Genomic DNA, 18,279 nt, shown 5'->3' with positions numbered 1-18,279 from the left:
CGGAAATTCCCCCGCGGGCGGGAACGCGGCCCTACCTGGTGGGAATGCGGGCTCCCTAGGTTTCTCGGCGCGACAACCGGCCCTGGAGAACACCGAGTTCACGTAGGGGAGAGCATGGCTGACCTGGAAGTGGGCGTACTGGCGATCGGCGCCGGCCCGGCGAATCTGGCCCTCGCGGCCGCGATCGAGGAGAGCGGTTCGGCCGAACTGGCCGAAGGCACCCTGCTGTTGGAGCAGGCCCCGGACATCAAGTGGCAGCGCGACCTGCTGATGCCGTGGGCCCGCAGCCAGGTTTCCTTCCTCAAGGACCTGGTGACGCTGCGCGACCCGCGCAGCCGGTTCTCGTTCCTCAACTTCCTGCACCAGCACGACCGGTTGGACCAGTTCATCAACCTGGGCACCTTCCACCCGCACCGCTGGGAGTTCTCCGACTACCTCCAGTGGGTGGCCCGTTCGCTGGAGAAGGTACGGATCCGCTACGACGCCAGGGCCACCGCCACCGAGCCGCGCTACGACGCGGACGGAAAGCTGATCGGCTGGCAGGTCACCCTCGCCGACGGCGACACCATCCGCTGCCGCGACCTGGTGGTCGGCGCCGGCCGCGACATGCACATCCCGCCGGTCTTCGCCGACCTGCCCGCCGAACGGGTCATCCACAGCGCCCGGTTCCGCAGCCGGATCAACGCCGTCGACAAGGACGCTCCGCTGCGCGCCGTGGTGATCGGCGGGGCGCAGTCCGCCGCCGAGATGTTCATGGCGCTGTACGAGAACCTGCCGAACTCCACCGTCACCATGCTGGTCCGCTCGATCGGCCTGCAGAACTACCAGACCAGCAAGTTCGTCAACGAGCTGTTCTACCCGTCCTTCGTGGACGAGTTCTACGACGCCCCGGCCGAGATGCGCGCCCAGGTGCTCGACGAGATGCGGCTGACCAACTACGCGGGCCTCGCCCCGCCGTTCCTGGACGAGCTGTACATGATGCTGTACCGGGAGAAGATGATCGGGACCGGCCGCGCCGAGGTCCGGTCGATGACCGAGGTGGTCGCCGCCCGCGAGGAGGACGGCGAGGTGGTGCTCGACCTGCGCGACCGGCGCACCGGGAAGGTCGCCGAGCACCGCTGCGACCTGGTGCTGCTCGGTACCGGCTACGACGGCCGGATGCCCGCCCTGGTGCGGGAGTTGACCGAGAAGGCCGGGCTGCCCGAGGTGTCCGTCAGCCGCGACTACCGGGTCGACCTGGGCGCCGGCACCGAGGCCGCGCTGTACCTCCAGGGCGTCAACGAGGCCACCCACGGCATCGCCGACTCACTGATCAGCGTGCTCGCCCACCGGGCCCGCGACATCACCGGCGACCTGCTGGCCCGCCACGGCCTCGACTCCGCCGCGGCGGCGCGCTGATGGCCGCGCTGCTGGTGATCGCCCCCGGCCCCACCGCCAACGGGGACCTGCACCTGGGCCACCTCGCCGGGCCGTTCCTCTCCGCCGACGTGTGCGCCCGCTACGCCCGCGCCACCGGCCGGGACGCCCTGTTCGGCACCGGCGTGCACTTCACCCAGAACTACATCGTCACCACCGCCCGCCGCCTCGGCGAACAGCCCGAGGAGCTGCGGCTGCGCGCCGCCGAGCAGGTCGAGGCCACCCTCGCCGCCGCCGGCATCGTCCCCGACGGCTTCGTCCGGTTCGACGAGCGGTACCTGAAGACCGTCCGCACCTTCTTCGAACGGCTGCACGGCGAAGGCCACTTGAGGCTCCGCAAGGTGAGGTTCCCGTACCTGCCGGAGACCGGCGAGTACCTCACCGACGCGTACGTGCGCGGCGGCTGCCCGGTCTGCCTGGCCGAGGGCTGCGCCGGGCTGTGCGAGAACTGCGGCCACTGGATCGCCTCCGGCGAACTGCTCGACCCGCGCTCCACCCGGCACCCCGAACTCCCGGTCGAACTACGGGAGAAGGACGTCCTGGTGCTGCCGCTGGAGGAGCACCGGGCCGCCCTGGCCTCCTACTTCGCCCGGCTCGCCCCCACCATGCGGCCCCGACTCGCCCAACTCGTCGAGGAGTTGATGGCCCGCCGGCTGCCCGACTACCCGATCACCCTGCCGATCGACTGGGGCATCCCCGCCCCGTTCCCGGAGACCCCCGACCAGGTCCTGTACTCCGACACCGAGACGGTCGCCTGGAGCCTGCACGCCATCGCGCTGGCCGCCGAGGCCCGCGGCGAAGTCCCCGGCGACGAGGAACGGCACTGGGCCGCCGAGGCCGGACCCGAAGTGGTGTACTTCTTCGGCTCCGACGCCAGCTTCGCGTTCGCGCTGGCCGGCACCGCCATGCTGCTGGCACTCGGCGGACTCGCCCTGCCCGCGCACTTCGTCACCAACGAGTTCTACGAACTCGACAGCGACAAGTTCTCCACCAGCCGCGGCCACGTGGTCACCGGACGGCAGCTGACCGCCGAAGTGCCGCGCGACCTGGCCCGCTACTACCTGGCCGCCACCGGACCCGACTTCCAGCGCACCAACTTCACCCGAGCCGCCATGGACCGGGTCTGCGGACAGCGCCTGGTCGAACCGTGGAACCGGGTCGCCGCCAAGGCCGAGGCGTACCTCGACCGCGGCCCGCTGCCCGTCAGCGCCCGCTCCAGGCACGCCGCCGCGCTGATCGCCGAACGCTTCGCCGCCGCGCTGCGCCCGCGCCGCTTCAGCCTCAGCGCCGCCGCCTTCACCCTCACCGAACAGCTCGGACGGCTCGACCGCTGGGAGGTCACCGACCAGGACGCCGGCGACTTCTGGCACGAACTCGACCTGTTCCTGCGCTGCGCCGCCCCGCTGCTGGTCGACCTCGCCGCCGAAGGGCTGCCGGACAGCGCCATCCCCGCCGAGCCGACCGCCACCACCGTCCTGCCCCGCCCGCTGCCCAGGCTGGCGACCCGCGTCCGGCCCCGGCCGCACGGCGGCGGACGGTGAGCACCGACAGCGCCGCCGCGCACGTGGTGGTGGTCGGCGCGGGCGTCACCGGCCTGCTCGCCGCCGTCGCGTGCGCCCGGGCCGGGCACCGGGTCACCGTGCTGGAGCGTGGCCCGCTGCCCAACCCGGACGCCACCTCGCACGACCAGCACCGAGCCATCCGCACCCTGCTGCCCGGCGACCCCGACGGCACCGCCCGCCGGCTCGCCGCGCACCGCCACTGGGAAGACCTGGAGGCGCTGTTCGGCACCCCGCTGTACCGCCGGGTCGGCACGCTCACCGCCCACCCCGAAGGCCGCCTCGACGAGCTGCTCGCCGAGGCCGACAAGGCCGGCGTCCCCGTCGACCTGCCGGCCGAGCACGAACTCCCGCCGCTCGGACTGCCGCCCGGCACCGTGGCACTGCGCGAGCGCACCGGCGGCGTGCTGCTCGCCGACCGGGTGCTGCACGCCGCCGCCCGCTGGCTGGCCGCCCGGCCGGGGGTGGTGCTGCGCCCGCACACCACCGTCCGCTCGGTGTTCACCGGCTCCGGACGGATCGTGCTGGACAGCGGCGAAGTGGTCCGCGGCGACCTGGCGCTGCTGGCCGGCGGGCCGTGGACCCGGAAGCTGACGGCCACCCGGGTCGTGCTGCACCGGCAGACCATGGTCTACCTCGGCCGGCCCGCCGGCGGCGACCGCTGGGACGACGCGCCCGCCGCGGGCGGCCTCGGCCGCGAGGGCCGCGGCTGGGTGCTGCCGCCCGGCGCCGGAACCCTGCTCAAACTCAGCTCCGACTCGGTGTGCCGCCCCGTCGCGGACACCGACAGCGCCGGCGAGGACCAGCGGCCCTACCTGGACCGGCTCGCCGAGGAGGGCATCCTGCCCGACCTGGACCGCTACCGGGTGGCCGGCGTCCGGGTCTGCCACTACACCGCGGACGCCGCCACCGGCGGCCCGCAGCTCACCCGGGTCTCCCCGGGCCTGTGGACCCGCACCGCCTGCGGCGGCAGCGGGTTCTCCACCGCTCCGCTGGTCGCGGAACGCATCGCCACGGCAGTGAAGGAGGCGGCATGACCGACGACAAGCCACCGATCGGCGTCCTCGACACGCTCAGGGCCACCCCGACCACCGTCCGGTACCTGCTCGGTGGCGTCCTGGTCAACCAGCTCGGCGCGTTCGTCCAGACCTTCCTGGTGCTCTACCTGACACACAAGGGAATGTCCGGTGGCACCGCGGGCTTCGCGCTCGGCGCGTACAGCCTGGGCACGGTGTTCGGGACCGTCCTCGGCGGGGAGATCACCCAGCGGCTCGGGGCCCGCACCACCATCGTCGCGGCGATGGCCGTCTCCGCGCCGCTGGTCGCCGTGCTGCCGCTGCTGGCCCGGCCCGGACTGGTCCCGGCGCTGCTGGTGGCGATCGCGCTGGCCGGCCTGTCCGCCCAGGCGTACCGGCCCGCCGCCTCGGTGCTGCTCAGCGACCTGATGCCGGAGCGCTACCACGTGATGGCGTTCTCCATGATGCGCATCGCGCTGAACACCGGAGCGGCGCTCGCCCCGCTGATCGCCGCCGGGGTGATCCTGCTCGACTGGGACCTGCTGTTCTGGGTGGACGGCTTCACCACCCTGCTCTACGCGGCGCTCGCCTACCGGCTGCTGTCCCGGCACGCGGTGCCGGAGGCCGCCCCGCAGGAGACCGCCGAGCGGCGCTCCACCGGCCGGGCGGCGTACGCGGCGATGCTGCGGGACCGGGCGTACCTGGCGTACCTGGCCGCAGTGGTGCTGGGGACGGTCGCCTACGTGCAGTCCTCCATCTCGCTGCCGCTGGAGATCGTCCACGACGGCTACCCGACCTGGCTCTACAGCGCGGTGCTCACCGCCTCCTCGCTGGTGCTGATCACCTGCGAGTTGAAGATCACCGCCTACATCACCCGGATCCCGACCCACCTGGCGGTCGGCGTCGGCCACCTGGTCAACTCGATCGGGCTCGCCGCGTACGGCCTGGCCGTGCACTCCGGGGCGTTCGTGCTGTTCGGCGCGGTGCTCGCGGTCAGCGGCCTGATGATCGCCGGGCCCAGCATGTTCGCCCACCCGGCGACCTTCCCGGACGCCTCGAAGGCCCGCTACCTGGCCACCATGCAGGCCGCGGCCGGGCTCGCCTCGGCGGTCGGACCGCTGTTCGGCGTGTGGGCCTGGACGCACCTGCACGCCGGGTTCTGGGTGCTGATGGCCCTGGTCAACGGCCTGGCCGGAGTGCTCGCGGTGACCGGCATCAAGCAACGGGCCCAGCATCGGGCCGCCGAGCGGACCACCGACCCGGACCCCGTGGGAGAGACCGTATGAACAGCGGAGAGACCGTATGAACAGCAAGGCGGCCGGCCCGCGCCCGGTGCTGATCGTCGGCTACGTCGCCTTCGCGGTGCCCGCCATCGCCGCCTTCCAGGCCGCCGACTCGGTGGTCTACGTCGAGGAACCGGACGTCGCCCGCAAGCGCAACCTCGCCGAGGCCGTCCAACACATCGGCTACGCCCGCGAATTGATCGAATGGGAGTACCACCTGCCGGGCCGGGCGGACGCCTTCTTCGCCGCCCACCGCGATCTCGACCCGGTTGCGGTGATCCCCGCCGTGGAGTACGCGGTGCCGTTCGCGGCCCGCCTGGCCGAGCGCTACGGACTACCGGGCGCGAGCCTCGGAGCCGCGCAACTGCTTCGCGACAAGCACCAGTTGCGCACCGTCGCGGCCGCCGCCGGGATCGCCAACCCGGCCTCCGAGCCGGTCGCCGACGCCGCCGAACTGGCCGACTTCATGGCCCGGCACCCCGGACCGGCGGTGCTCAAGCCCGCGGGCCGGCAGGCCTCGGTCGGCACCCGGGTGCTCCGCACGCCCGACGAGGCCGAGGAGGCCTGGGCGTTCGGGCAGGCGCAGGACGAGGGCGCCTTCGTCCCGGACCGGCCGATCGCGTCCGTGATGCTCGCCGAAGAGTACGTCGACGGACCGGAGTTCAGCGTCGAGATGCTGGTGTCCGACGGCCGCCCGGTGTTCGCCAACACCACCGGCAAGGTGCTCTACCCCGGCCCCTGCCCGATCGAGGCCGGGCACACCGTCCCCGCCGAACTCGACGACCGGCAGCGGAAGTCACTGGTCGCCGAGACCGAACGGCTGGCCGCCGCGATCGGCTTCGGCGACGGGGTGCTGCACTGCGAGTGGATCGTGGCGGACGGCGTGCCGGTGCTGGTGGAGTGCGCCGGGCGGCTGCCCGGCGACTCGATCCCCGACCTGATCGAGGCCGCCTACCCCGTCGAGCTCACCCGCGCCTACTTCGCCCTGATGAGCGGCGCGCCCCTCGGCCCGCTGCCCGACCGGGCCGAACGGGCCACCGCCGCCCGCTTCCTGGCCCCCGACCGGCCCGGCACCGTCACCGCCGTGCACGGCCTGGACGCGGCCGCCGCCGCCGGAGGCGTGCAACTCGCGGTGGTCGGCATCGCCCCCGGCCACCGAGCCGCCGGACTGCGCAGCTCCTGGGACCGGGTCGGCATCGTCACCACCCTCGCCGACACCCCCGCCGAGGCCCGCCGGCTCGCCGACGCGGCCGCCGCCCTGGTCCGGTTCGAGATAGACCCCAACGCAAGGACGGAGGACCGCACATGACGGACAGTCACGACAAAGAGCCGGTGCCCGCCACCGGCACGCTGCTGGTGATCGGCAGCGGACTGAAGGAGTACCGCGAGTACCTGGTCGGCCCGATGAGCCGCCGCGCCCGCGCCGCCGGGCTGGAACTGCTGCTGGTCAACAACCTGCGGCCCACCTGGCAGCGCGACCACTTCGACGAGATCGTGGTCGCCGACGTCTTCGACACCGCCACCATGAACGCCACCGTCCGGGAGATCGCCGCCCGCAAGCACATCGTCGGCCTGCTCTGCTGGGACGAGCCGCTGGTGCTGGACGCCGGCCTGCTGGCCGCCGAACTCGGCGTCCCGGGCCTGTCCGAGCGCGGCGTGCGCGGCGTGCGCGACAAGGAGCGCACCCGCGCCGTGCTCACCGCCGCCGGCCTGCGCCAGCCCGGCTTCGCGCTCACCGCCGACCTCGCCGAGGCCCGCGCCGCCGCCGGACGGATCGGCTACCCGGTCGTCCTCAAGCCGCGCGCGATGGGCGCCAGCATCGGCGTGGTGTTCGCCGCCGGCGAAGGCGAGCTGGACGGGGCGTTCGCGACCGCGCTGTCCGCCAGCGAGGTCGACCCCGGGCCGTACCGGGCCGGCGTGATCGTCGAGGAGTACGCGGGCGGCCCGGAGATCAGCGTCGACGGCGCCGTGCACAAGGGCGAGTACCTGCCGCTGTTCCTGGCCCGCAAGTACAGCAGCGACGAGCCGTACTTCGAGGAGGTCGGCCACATCGTCGACGCCGCCGACCCGCTGCTCGCCGACCCGCAGCTGCTGGCCGTGCTCGCCGACGCGCACCGGGCGCTCGGCGTCGAGGACGGCATCACCCACACCGAGCTGCGACTCACCCCGCGCGGCCCGCTGATCGTCGAGGTGAACGGCCGGCTCGGCGGCGACCTGATCCCGCTGCTCGGCCGGATCGCCACCGGACTGGAGCCCGGCGAGGTGCTGTTCGACGTCGCCGTCGGCCGCCGACCGGAGATCGCCCCGACCCGGGCCGCGGTCGCCGGGATCCGCTTCGGCTGCCCCGAACAGGACTGCCGGCTCGACGAGTTGACCCTCCCGCAACCCGGCGACGCGCCCGGCCTGCTGCACGCCGCCCCGATGGCCCCGCCCGGCACCGTGCTGCGGCTGCCCCCCGGCGGCTACCTGGCCCGGCACTCCTTCGTCATCTGCGAGGCCGACAGCGTCACCGGGTGCGAACAGCGCCTGGACGCCGCCGCCGCGCTGGTCGGCACGGTCACCTCCGACGTCGAACCCGCCGACCCGCAGGCCCCGTTCGCGATGCCCGCCGGACTGCTGGACGTGGACCGGTGAGCGCCGCGCGCTGGGACGCCCCGCCCCAGGACGCCGCCGAGGTGCTGCGCCGGGCCAAGGAGATCGCCCCCGTGCTGCGGGAGAAGTCCCCGCAGATCGAGGCCAACCGCACGCTGCCCGCCGAGGTGGTCGAACTGCTGCGCGGCACCGGCGTGTTCCGGATGTGCTTCGCCCGCGAGTGGGGCGGCCCCGAACTCACCTCGGCCGAACAGCTGGCGGTCGTCGAGGCCCTGGCGTACGGCGACGCCTCCGCCGCCTGGTGCGGCGTGATCGGCGCCAACAGCGGGCTGCTCGCCAACTTCCTCCACCAGTCGGTGGTCAAGGACGTGTACCCGAGCCTGGACCTGATCACCGCCGGGGTGCTCGCCCCCGCCGGCCGGGCCGAGCGGGTGCCGGGCGGCTTCCGGCTCAGCGGCCGCTGGTCGTTCGGCTCCGGCATCAGGCACAGCGACTGGGTGACCTCCGGGGCCTTCCTGTTCCAGGACGGCGAGCCCTGGGCCGAGCCCGGCAGCCCGCACGCCCACGACTCCCGGCAGTTCCTGGTGCCCCGATCCGAGGTCGAGGTGGTCGACAACTGGGACACCACCGGCCTGTGCGGGACGGGCAGTTGCGACTACACGATGACCGACGTGTTCGTCCCCGACGAGCACACCTTCACCTTCTGGGAGGTCCGCGGCACCCCCAGTCCGCTCGCCCAGCCGGACTCCTTCATGCGCGCCCTGTGCGGCGTCCCGCTCGGCGTGGCCCGGGCCGCCCTCGACCACGCCCGCGAGGTCGCCACCGACCGCTACGACCGGATGGCCGGCCGCAGTTGGGCGGAGAGCTGGCGGGTGCAGACCGAACTCGCCCGCTGCGAAGCGGAGTTCAACGCCGCCCGGGAGGGCGTGTACGGGGCGGTGCGCCGCCAGTGGGAGGTGCTCGCGGCCGGCGGCACCCTGGACGACCTCACCCCGACCGAGCGCGCCGCCTCCCCGCTCGCCTGGCTGCACGCCTTCCGGGCCTCCCGGGCCGTCGTCACCCGGCTCTACGACCTGCTCCAGACCTGGTCGATCAACCGCTCCTCGCCGATGGACCGCTGGCTGCGCGACACCGCCGTGATGTGCCAGAACCTCACCGCCCAGGACGCCGTACTGGAGTCGGTCGGCGCCTACCTGCTCGGCCGGCCCCCGATGTTCCGGATCAGCCTCGGGCTGGACCGCTGACCCCCTGCTGGAAGGAGAAGTGACGCGATGACATCGGAGATCCTGCGCCGCGCCAGGGAGCTGGCGCCGACGCTGCGGGAGAAGTCCCCGGAGATCGAGGCCAACCGCACGCTGCCCGCCGAGGTGGTCGAACTGCTGCGCACCACCGGCGTGTTCGGCATGTGCTTCGGCCCCGAGTGGGGCGGCCCCGGACTCACCTCGATGGAACAGACCGAGGTGGTGGAGGCCCTGGCGTACGGCGACGCCTCCGCCGCCTGGTGCGCCGTGATCGGCGCCAACACCGGCATCTACGCCAACTTCCTGGACCAGCGGGTCGCCAAGGAGGTCTTCCCGCGCCTGGACCTGGTGGTGGCCGGCCTGCTCCAGCCCGCCGGCCGGGCCGAGCGCGTCCCCGGCGGCTTCCGGCTCAGCGGCCGCTGGTCGTTCGGCTCCGGCATCAAGCACGCCGACTGGGTGACCTCCGGCGCGTTCCTGTTCCAGGACGGCGAGCCCTGGTCGGCGCCCGGCAGCAAGCACCGGCACGACTCCCGGCAGTTCCTGGTGCGCCGCGAACAGGTCGAGGTGATCGACAACTGGGACACCACCGGCCTGTGCGGCAGCGGAAGTTGCGACTACACGATGACCGACGTGTTCGTCCCCGAGGAGCACACCTACACCTTCGCCGCCCCGCAGGGCCGCCCCGGCCCGCTCGCCCAGCCGGACTCCTTCACCCGCGCCATGTGCGGCGTCCCGCTCGGCGTGGCCCGCGCCGCGCTCGACCACGCCCGGGAGATCGCCACGTCCCGCTACGACCGGATGGCCGGCCGCAGTTGGGCCGACAGCTGGCGGGTGCAGACCGAAATCGCCCGCCTGGAAGCCGAGTTCAACGCCACCCGGGAGGGCGTGTACGGATCGATGCGTCGCCAGTGGGAGGTGCTCGCGGCCGGCGGGACGCTGGACGACCTCACGCCCGTCGAGCGCGCGGCCTCCCCGCTGTCCTGGCTGCACGCCTTCCGCAACTCACGGACCATCGTGGCCCGCACCTACGACCTGCTGCAGACCTGGGCGATCAACCGCAGTTCGCCGATGGACCGCTGGCTGCGCGACACCACCGTGATGGCCCAGCACCTGGTCGCCCAGGACCGCATCCTGCAGTCCGCCGGAGCGTACCTGCTGGGCGGCACACCCGAGTTCGGCATCAGCCTCGGCCTGGTCTGACCGGCCGCCACCCACCTCCCAGGGAAGAGGAACCCGATGAGCAGACCCGTCCTGCTGGTCAACCCGAACAAGGTGCACCCACCGATCGCACCGTACGCCCTCGACGTCCTCACCACCGCACTGGAGGACGCCGGCTTCGAGGTCGAGGTGCTCGACCTGACCTTCCGCCGCGACGACTGGAAGGCCTGCCTGCACGAGTACTTCGCGGAACGCAGCCCGCTGCTGGTCGGCGTGACCGTCCGCAACACCGACACCGTGTACGCCTTCGAGCAGCGCCCGTTCGTCGGCGAGCACCGGGAGATCATCACCGAGATCCGCCGGCTCAGCGACGCGCCGATCGTCGGCGGCGGCATCGGCTTCTCCACCATGCCGTTCGCGCTGGTCGAGTACTTCGGCATCGACTACGGGGTGAAGGGCCCCGGCGAGAAGATCCTCTGCGAACTCGCCGCAGCCGTCGCCGAGGGCCGCGACACCTCCGGCATCGCCGGCCTGATCCGCAACACCGAACGCGGCGCCGTCCGGGTCCCGCCCGCGGTGCTGACCGTCCGCCACGGCGAGCCCCAACCGGCCGACCCCACCGGCCGGTTCGAGCCCCGGGTGTGGCAGGTCGACCGGCTCTCGGTGTACCGGCGGCGCTCCGGCCTGCCGCACCGGGTGGACAATCTGGAGTACTACCGGCGCGGCGGACTCGGCTCGATCCTGACCAAGAACGGCTGCGCGTACCGCTGTTCGCACTGCGTCGAACCCGACGCCAAGGGCACCCGCTACGGACAGCGCGAACTCGCCTCCGTGGTGGACGAGATGGAGTCGCTGGCCGCGCAGGGCATCCTCGACCAGCACACCACCGACAGCGAGTTCAACCTGTCGGTCGCGCACGCCAAGAACCTGCTGCGGGAGATCGTCCGCCGCCGGCACGCCGACCCCGGCAACCCGCTGAACGACCTGCGGCTCTGGGTCTACTGCCAACCCAGCCCGTTCGACGAGGAGTTCGCCGACCTGCTGGCCGCGGCCGGCTGCCGGGGCGTCAACGTCGGCAGCGACCACATCCGGCCGGAGGTGCTCAGCGGCTGGAAGGTCACCGAGAAGGGCGGCACCTACTACACCTTCGCCGACACCGAGCGGCTGGTCCGGCTCTGCCACGAACGCGGCATCCTCACCATGGTCGAGGCGCTGTTCGGCATGCCCGGCGAGACCCCCGGGACGGTGCGCGCCTGCGTGGACGCCTTCATGGCGCTGGACGCCACCGTCACCGGCTTCTCGCTCGGCCTGCGGCTGTTCCCCCACACCCCGATGGGCATCGACCTGGCCGAACGGTGCGCGGGCGTGCGCACCGTCCCGGGCCTGCAGTCCAACACCGCCGACGGCCCGATCGTGCTCAAGCCGCTGCGGATGTGCGCCTCCCCGGCCGAGTACGAACGGCAGTTCATGTTCGACGAGCACGGCAACTTCCGCCTGGTCTGCTACTTCTCGCCCGACCTGCTGTCCGACCCGGCCCGCGCCGCCGACCCGGCGGAGCGCTGGCACAGCGCGGTCACCGACCTGTGGGCGCTGATCGACCCCGCCGACCACTACCGGGTGATGCTGCCGACCGTCGAGGGCATGAGCGAGCACGACAACAACTACGCCGACAACCCCTTCCTCACCAGCCTCGGCGGCCTCGGCCACACCGGCGCCTTCTGGTCGCACTGGCGCGGCCGCGAGGAGATCATGCGCAAAGCCCGGGAAGCGGCCTCTCAACCCTCACATCTGCCAACTCCTGCATGACATTGCGCACTTGAGACGGAGAAGTGATCGGCTCATGCTGGTGTGGCGGAGTCATCACTGCCGGTGATCACGGTCGGCAGCGCCGCACCACCGCCGCACCCCCACACGCCGCGAGGGAACGATGAACCAGCACGGGAGTACGGTGCCACCGACCGTGCTGCTCGCCGACGTGCAACCCGCCGTCCGGCAGGGCGTCCGCTCCATGGTCGAGGCCTCCGGGGGCGCGGCGGTGGTCGGCGAGGCCGGCACCACCGGCGAAGTACTCGCCGCCACCTCCCGGCACCGGCCCGACGTCCTGGTCCTCGACCCGCAGATGGACGAGAGCGCCGGCGTGCGGGTGATCAGCCAGGTCCTGCGACTCACCCCCGAGACCGGCGTCCTGGTCTTCAGCACCCTCGACGACGACAAGGCCGTCGCCGCCGCCTTCCACGCCGGCGCCCGCGGCTACCTGGTCAAACGCGCCACCGCCGACCAGATCGTCCGCGGCATCCTCGCCGTCGGTGCCGGCGAAGCCATCCTCGACCGCACCATCGCCGCCCGCCTCGGCACCCTGATCGGCACCGGCCAGCGCGCCCGCAGCTACCCGTTCCCGCAGCTCAGCCACCGCGAACGCGAAGTACTCGAACACCTCGCCGCGGGCCGCTCCAACACCGCCATCGCCCGGGAACTCGCCCTCGCCTCCAAAACCGTCAGCAACCGGATCTCCGGCATCCTCGGCAAACTCGGCGTCGCCGACCGCGCGCAGGCACTGGTGCTCGCCCGCGACGCCGGCCTCGGCCACGCGGTCGCCGCCGTTCGCTGACACCCCCTCCACCGTCCGCCCTTTCCGAACGGAGTCCGCCATGCCCGAAACCGGCCCACCGCCCGGCCTGGTGATCCGCCGCCAGGAACACCGGCAGCTCGAACGCGCCCACGGCCTCGACCTTCGACTCCTCCACCCCTGGGGCGGCCTCACCACCCCCTTCCACGGCGCCTGGTGCGTCCTGCGCCCCGGCGACCTCACCGACACCCACCAGCACGCCGAACGCGAACTGTTCATCTGCATGAGCGGCAGCGGCGAAGTCCGCACCCCCGACGGCGCGAGCCACCCCATCGCCGCCGGCGACCTCGTCCTGCTGCCCGCCGACACCGACCACGCCGTCGCCAACCCGCACGACACCGACTTCGCCTACTACGCGATCTGGTGGCAGGCATGAACACCCGCCACCTCGACTACGAAGGACGCCGCTTCCACGCCCCCGACGGCGACCACCGCACCGTCGCCGTCTACCACCAGCAGGGCGACCTGGTCTGGGGCGAGATCTCCGGCGGCGCGATCCGACGCGGCTGGACCGCCGGCACCCGCCGGCCCGACGGCACCCTCGCCATGGGTTACACCTTCGTCCTCACCGACGGCGAAGTCGTCTGCGGCCACACCCGCAACACCCCCTCGCTCACCCCCGACGGCCGTATCCGCCTGCACGAGACCTGGGAACGCTACGGCCCCCACCCCACCACCGGCACCTCCACCATCGAAGAGGTCGCCCCGTGACCCCCGACTGGGCGCTGCTGGACAAGCACACCGCCGGGCCGCTGCTGCACCCCGGGGACGGCGCGTTCCGGGAGTCGTCGGCGGCGTTCAACGAACGGTGGGCGGACCGGGCGCCCGCCGCCGTCCTGCGGGCGGCCGGTCCTGCGGACGTGCTGCGGGCCGTCGAATGGGCGGGGGAGAGCGGGGTGCCGATCGTCCCGCGCGGGGGCGGGCACTCGTACGCGGGGCACTCCGTCAACTCCGGCCTGGTGGTGGACCTGCGGGCGCTGGACGCGATCGACGTCGATCCCGCGACCGGGCGGGTCGTCGTCGGCGGGGGCGTCCTCACCGGCGCGCTGTACGCCGCGCTGCGGCCGCACGGGCTGGCCCTGCCGCTCGGCAACGGCGCGGGCGTCGGCATCGCCGGACTCGCCCTCGGCGGCGGATCCGCCGCCACCTCGCGCCGGCTCGGGCTGACCGCCGACACACTGCGCGCCACCACCCTGGCCACCGCGTCCGCCGCCGTGCTGAGCTGCGACGCGCAGGAGAACGAGGACCTGTACTGGGCCTGCCGGGGCGGCGGCGGAGGCAACTTCGGGATCAACCTCGACCTGACCTTCCAGGCCGTCGAGGCCCCGGCCGCGTCCACCTGCCTGCTGCTCTGGGAGGCCCCGCACGCGCCCGCCGTGTTCGAGGCCGTCCAGCGGGTGATGCGCACCGCCCCGGAGGAGACCTCGCTGCGGCTCGGCGTCGCGACGTCCGGCGGCCGCACCCTGGTCTCCACCGTCGGCCTGCACCTCGGCCCGGCCGCCGAACTGCGCGACCTGCTCGCCCCGGCGCTCGCCGCCGGCCGGCCGCTGCGCGCCGAGATCGCCGACCGGGACTTCTGGGACGCCATGGAGTACCTGCAGCACGAGACCGCCGGCGGGGCGTTCGCCGTCCGGACCCACTTCGCCACCGACCCGCTGCCGCCAGAGGCGGTCGCGGCGGCGCTCGACCTGCTCGCCGCCGCACCGCCGAGCGGCAACCCGGACGGCTGCGGCCTCGCCCTGTTCGGCTGGGGCGGCGCGATCAACCGGGTCGACCCGCAGGCCACCGCGTTCGTCCACCGCGACGCCCAGTACCTGGTCAGCCTGGACACCTCCTGGCTGCCCGGCGAGGACCCGGCCGGCCGGCTCGACTGGCTGGCCGGATTCGATCACCTGATCGCCGCGCACACGACGGACGGTGCCTACCTGAACTTCACCGATCCGGACCTGCGAGGCTGGCGGACCGCCTACTACGGTGCGAACTACCCTCGGCTGGTCGCCATCAAGCACCGTCACGACCCGAGCGGGCTGTTCGCCTTCCCGCAGTCCATCGGCAGCTGACCCTCCCCACCAGATCGCGCGCCGCTGACCCACCGTCAGCCGTCGCGTTCCGCCCGGAAGGAGACACCACCGTGTCGCCGCGAACCGCCCGCCCGCGCCACTACCTGATGTGCCGGCCCGCCCACTTCACCGTCGACTACTCCATCAACCCGTGGATGGACCCGGCCAAGCCCACCGACACCGGCGCCGCCCTCGCCCAGTGGGACGAGCTGTACGCGCTCTTCCAACGCCTCGGCCACACCGTCGAGTTGATCGAACCCCTGGCCGGCCTGCCGGACATGGTGTTCGCCGCCAACGGCGCCACCACGGTCGACGGCAAGGTGCTCGGCGCCCGCTTCCGGTACCCGGAGCGCACCGCCGAGGGCCCGGCGTACGCCGACTGGTTCCGCGAGCGCGGCGGCTGGCAGGTCCGGGACGCCGAGCACGTCAACGAGGGCGAGGGCGACCTGCTGGTGGCCGGCGGGCGCATCCTGGCCGGCACCGGCTTCCGCACCGAACCCGCCGCACACGCCGAGGCCGCGGCCTTCCTCGGCCGCGAGGTGGTCACCCTGCGGCTGGTCGATCCGCGCTACTACCACCTGGACACCGCGCTCGCCGTCCTCGACGACGACGAGATCATGTACTACCCGCCGGCCTTCGACGCCGCCTCCCGGGCCGTCCTGGAACGCCTCTACCCGGACGCGATCCTGGCCGGCGCCGAGGACGCCCGGGTGTTCGGCCTCAACGCCGTCTCGGACGGCGCGAACGTCGTCCTCCCCGAGGCCGCCACCGGCCTCGCCGGGCAGCTGCGCGCCCGCGGCTTCACCCCGATCGGCATCGACCTCACCGAACTGCTCCGGGCCGGCGGCGCCGTCAAGTGCTGCACCCTCGAACTCCGCCACTGACCCCGGACGCCCGAAGGCCCGGCTCCGCGAACGGAACCGGGCCTTCGGTCAACTCAGTGTCACACCAGGTCGTAGCGGTCCAGCTCCATCACCTTCGTCCACGCGGCGGCGAAGTCCTCGACGAACTTCCGCGCGGCGTCGTCCGAGGCGTACACCTCGGCCACCGCGCGCAGCTCCGAGTTGGAGCCGAACACCAGGTCGGCCCGGGTGCCGGTCCACTTGACCGCACCGGAGGCGTCCCGGCCCTCGTACACCGTGTTGTCGGAGGCGACCGGCGCCCAGGTGGTGTCCATGTCGAGCAGGTTGACGAAGAAGTCGTTGCTCAGGGTGCCCGGACGGTCGGTGAACACGCCGTGCTGCGAGCCGCCGTGGTTGGCGCCCAGCACCCGCAGGCCGCCGACCAGCACGGTCATCTCCGGGGCGGACAGGTTCAGCAGGTTCGCCCGGTCCACCAGCAGGTACTCGGCGGGCAGCCGGGTGGCCTTGCCGAGGTAGTTGCGGAAGCCGTCGGCCTTGGGCTCCAGGGCCGAGAACGACTCCACGTCGGTGGTCTCCTGGGTGGCGTCCACCCGGCCCGGGCGGAAGGCGACCTGGACGTCCACGCCACCGGCCTGCGCGGCCCGCTCGACCGCGGCGGAGCCCGCCAGCACGATCAGGTCGGCCAGCGAGACCTGGTGGCCGCCCTGCGCGTTGAACGCCGACCGGATGCCCTCCAGCGCCCGCAGCACCTGAGCCAGCTGCTCCGGGTCGTTGACGTCCCAGCCGCGCTGCGGCTCCAGGCGCACCCGGGCGCCGTTCGCGCCACCGCGCTTGTCGCTGCCGCGGAACGAGGACGCCGAGGCCCAGGCGGTGGAGATCAGCTGGGCGGTGGTCAGCCCGGAGGCCAGCACCCGCTCCTTCAGCACGGCGATGTCCGCCGCGTCGATCGGCTCGCCCTGCGCCTGCGGCAGCGGGTCCTGCCAGATCAGCTCCTCGCTGGGCACCTCGGGGCCGAGGTAGCGGACGACCGGGCCCATGTCGCGGTGCGTCAGCTTGAACCAGGCGCGGGCGAAGGCGTCCGCGAACGCCGCCGGGTCGTCGCGGAAGCGGCGGGAGATCGGCTCGTAGATCGGGTCGAAGCGCAGCGACAGGTCGGTGGTGAGCATCTGCGGGGCGTGCTTCTTCGCCGGGTCGAACGCGTCCGGCACGGTGCCCTCGCCGGCGCCGTCCTTCGGCTTCCACTGGTGCGCGCCGGCCGGGGACTCGGTCAGCTCCCACTCGTAGCCGAACAGGATCTCGAAGAAGGAGTTGTCCCAGGTGGTCGGCGTGTTGGTCCAGGTGACCTCCAGGCCGGAGGTGATCGCGTCACCGGCCTTGCCGGTGCCGTAGGTGCTCTTCCAGCCCAGGCCCATCTCCTCCAGGCCCGCGCCCTCGGGGGCCTCGCCGACCTTGTCCGCCGGGCCGGCGCCGTGGGTCTTGCCGAAGGTGTGGCCGCCGGCGATCAGCGCGACGGTCTCCTCGTCGTCCATCGCCATCCGGCGGAAGGTCTCGCGGATGTCGCGGGCCGCCGCGATCGGGTCCGGGTTGCCGTTGGGGCCCTCGGGGTTGACGTAGATCAGGCCCATCTGGACGGCGCCCAGCGGGTCCTCCAGGTCACGGTCGCCGGTGTAGCGCTCGTCGCCCAGCCAGGTGGTCTCGGGGCCCCAGTAGACGTCCTCGTCGGCCTCCCAGACGTCCGGCCGGCCGCCGCCGAAGCCGAAGGTGTCGAAGCCCATCGACTCCAGTGCCACGTTGCCCGACAGGATCAGCAGGTCGGCCCAGGACAGGCTCTTGCCGTACTTCTTCTTCACCGGCCACAGCACCCGGCGGGCCTTGTCCAGGTTGGCGTTGTCCGGCCACGAGTTCAGCGGGGCGAAGCGCTGCTGGCCGGCGCCCGCGCCGCCGCGGCCGTCGGAGATCCGGTAGGTGCCGGCGCTGTGCCAGGCCATCCGGATGATCAGCGGGCCGTAGTGACCGAAGTCGGCCGGCCACCAGTCCTGCGAGGTGGTGAGCGCCTGCTCGATGTCCCGCTTCACGGCGGGCAGGTCGAGGCTGTTGAACGCCTCGGCGTAGTCGAAGTCCGCGCCCAGCGGGTTCGCCACCGCCGGGTTCTTCGCGAGGATCTTCAGGTTCAGCCGGTTCGGCCACCACTGCTGGTTGCCGCCGCCCTGGGTGGGATGGGGCGCGCGGCCGTGCGCGACCGGGCAGCCGCCCGCACCCTCGGACTTGGGGTCGGTGACGATGGCGTCGTCGTTCTCGGGCATGGGAGTCCCTCCGGGTCGGGCAGATCGCACTCTTCTGACGGGCACCTTGGCTGTTCGCCGGAGTCGATCCTAAGATAGACACAGTCTAAGTCAAGAACTCCCTCAATCGGGTGGTGGTTCCCGCTCGAATCCGGTGCGCTGCCGCGCCCCCTGTACAGTTCG

Annotated in this window: 15 protein-coding genes; 14 read left to right on the top strand and 1 reads right to left on the bottom strand. The window is 72.9% G+C overall.

Features of this window, described 5'->3' with window-relative positions:
- The first annotated feature begins 114 nt into the window (after window positions 1–114).
- From ACIHEI_RS27630 to ddaH, 14 genes are all read left to right on the top strand, one after another.
- Window positions 115–1,398 carry a lysine N(6)-hydroxylase/L-ornithine N(5)-oxygenase family protein gene (locus tag ACIHEI_RS27630; protein ID WP_392948098.1) on the top strand — a complete coding sequence of 428 codons (1,284 nt, stop codon included), beginning with the start codon at window positions 115–117 and terminating at the stop codon, window positions 1,396–1,398.
- Entirely contained in the window at window positions 1,398–2,957 is a 1,560-nt protein-coding gene (locus ACIHEI_RS27625; protein WP_396608498.1) for a class I tRNA ligase family protein, read from the top strand. The genes ACIHEI_RS27630 and ACIHEI_RS27625 overlap by 1 nt, the downstream gene beginning before the upstream one ends.
- Window positions 2,954–4,012: an NAD(P)/FAD-dependent oxidoreductase gene (locus ACIHEI_RS27620; protein WP_387868678.1), complete on the top strand. Its 1,059-nt coding sequence runs from the start codon at window positions 2,954–2,956 to the stop codon at window positions 4,010–4,012. The genes ACIHEI_RS27625 and ACIHEI_RS27620 overlap by 4 nt, the downstream gene beginning before the upstream one ends.
- Window positions 4,009–5,277 carry an MFS transporter gene (locus tag ACIHEI_RS27615; protein ID WP_396608497.1) on the top strand — a complete coding sequence of 423 codons (1,269 nt, stop codon included), beginning with the start codon at window positions 4,009–4,011 and terminating at the stop codon, window positions 5,275–5,277. Before ACIHEI_RS27620 ends, ACIHEI_RS27615 begins: the two co-directional genes overlap by 4 nt.
- A 16-nt stretch (window positions 5,278–5,293) precedes the next feature.
- Window positions 5,294–6,583, top strand: coding sequence for an ATP-grasp domain-containing protein (locus tag ACIHEI_RS27610; RefSeq protein ID WP_396608496.1), 1,290 nt, complete (start codon window positions 5,294–5,296; stop codon window positions 6,581–6,583).
- Complete coding sequence (locus tag ACIHEI_RS27605) at window positions 6,580–7,908, top strand: ATP-grasp domain-containing protein (protein WP_396608495.1); 1,329 nt, start codon at window positions 6,580–6,582, stop codon at window positions 7,906–7,908. Before ACIHEI_RS27610 ends, ACIHEI_RS27605 begins: the two co-directional genes overlap by 4 nt.
- On the top strand, window positions 7,905–9,110 hold the full coding sequence (locus tag ACIHEI_RS27600; RefSeq protein WP_387645218.1) for an acyl-CoA dehydrogenase family protein: 1,206 nt from the start codon (window positions 7,905–7,907) through the stop codon (window positions 9,108–9,110). The genes ACIHEI_RS27605 and ACIHEI_RS27600 overlap by 4 nt, the downstream gene beginning before the upstream one ends.
- 27 nt (window positions 9,111–9,137) lie before the next feature.
- Window positions 9,138–10,307: an acyl-CoA dehydrogenase family protein gene (locus tag ACIHEI_RS27595; protein WP_387645215.1), complete on the top strand. Its 1,170-nt coding sequence runs from the start codon at window positions 9,138–9,140 to the stop codon at window positions 10,305–10,307.
- 36 nt (window positions 10,308–10,343) lie between these two features.
- Window positions 10,344–12,071, top strand: a complete 1,728-nt coding sequence (gene tsrT / locus ACIHEI_RS27590) for a tryptophan 2-C-methyltransferase (RefSeq protein ID WP_396608494.1) — start codon at window positions 10,344–10,346, stop codon at window positions 12,069–12,071.
- Window positions 12,072–12,192: 121 nt separating this feature from the next.
- A complete protein-coding gene (locus tag ACIHEI_RS27585) occupies window positions 12,193–12,873 on the top strand; it encodes a response regulator (protein WP_392948078.1) in 681 nt (226 codons plus the stop codon).
- 40 nt (window positions 12,874–12,913) lie between these two features.
- Window positions 12,914–13,267: a cupin domain-containing protein gene (locus ACIHEI_RS27580; RefSeq protein ID WP_396608493.1), complete on the top strand. Its 354-nt coding sequence runs from the start codon at window positions 12,914–12,916 to the stop codon at window positions 13,265–13,267.
- The gene (locus tag ACIHEI_RS27575) at window positions 13,264–13,602 is read left to right on the top strand and encodes a hypothetical protein (RefSeq protein WP_392948074.1); all 339 of its coding nucleotides are present in this window, start codon (window positions 13,264–13,266) and stop codon (window positions 13,600–13,602) included. Before ACIHEI_RS27580 ends, ACIHEI_RS27575 begins: the two co-directional genes overlap by 4 nt.
- The gene (locus ACIHEI_RS27570; protein ID WP_396608492.1) at window positions 13,599–14,951 is read left to right on the top strand and encodes an FAD-binding oxidoreductase; all 1,353 of its coding nucleotides are present in this window, start codon (window positions 13,599–13,601) and stop codon (window positions 14,949–14,951) included. The genes ACIHEI_RS27575 and ACIHEI_RS27570 overlap by 4 nt, the downstream gene beginning before the upstream one ends.
- 71 nt (window positions 14,952–15,022) lie before the next feature.
- Complete coding sequence (ddaH, locus tag ACIHEI_RS27565; protein ID WP_396608491.1) at window positions 15,023–15,835, top strand: dimethylargininase; 813 nt, start codon at window positions 15,023–15,025, stop codon at window positions 15,833–15,835.
- A 59-nt stretch (window positions 15,836–15,894) separates the two neighbouring features.
- Here the strand turns inward: ddaH and katG are convergent, their stop codons facing one another.
- The gene (gene katG / locus ACIHEI_RS27560; RefSeq protein WP_396608490.1) at window positions 15,895–18,117 is read right to left on the bottom strand and encodes a catalase/peroxidase HPI; all 2,223 of its coding nucleotides are present in this window, start codon (window positions 18,115–18,117) and stop codon (window positions 15,895–15,897) included.
- Window positions 18,118–18,279 lie beyond the last annotated feature (162 nt).

It is taken from the genome of Kitasatospora sp. NPDC051984 (assembly GCF_044593455.1).
Lineage (GTDB): Bacteria > Actinomycetota > Actinomycetes > Streptomycetales > Streptomycetaceae > Kitasatospora.
The sequence above is the reverse complement of the archived record's forward strand: the minus strand, read 5'-3'. Positions and strand labels throughout refer to the sequence as shown.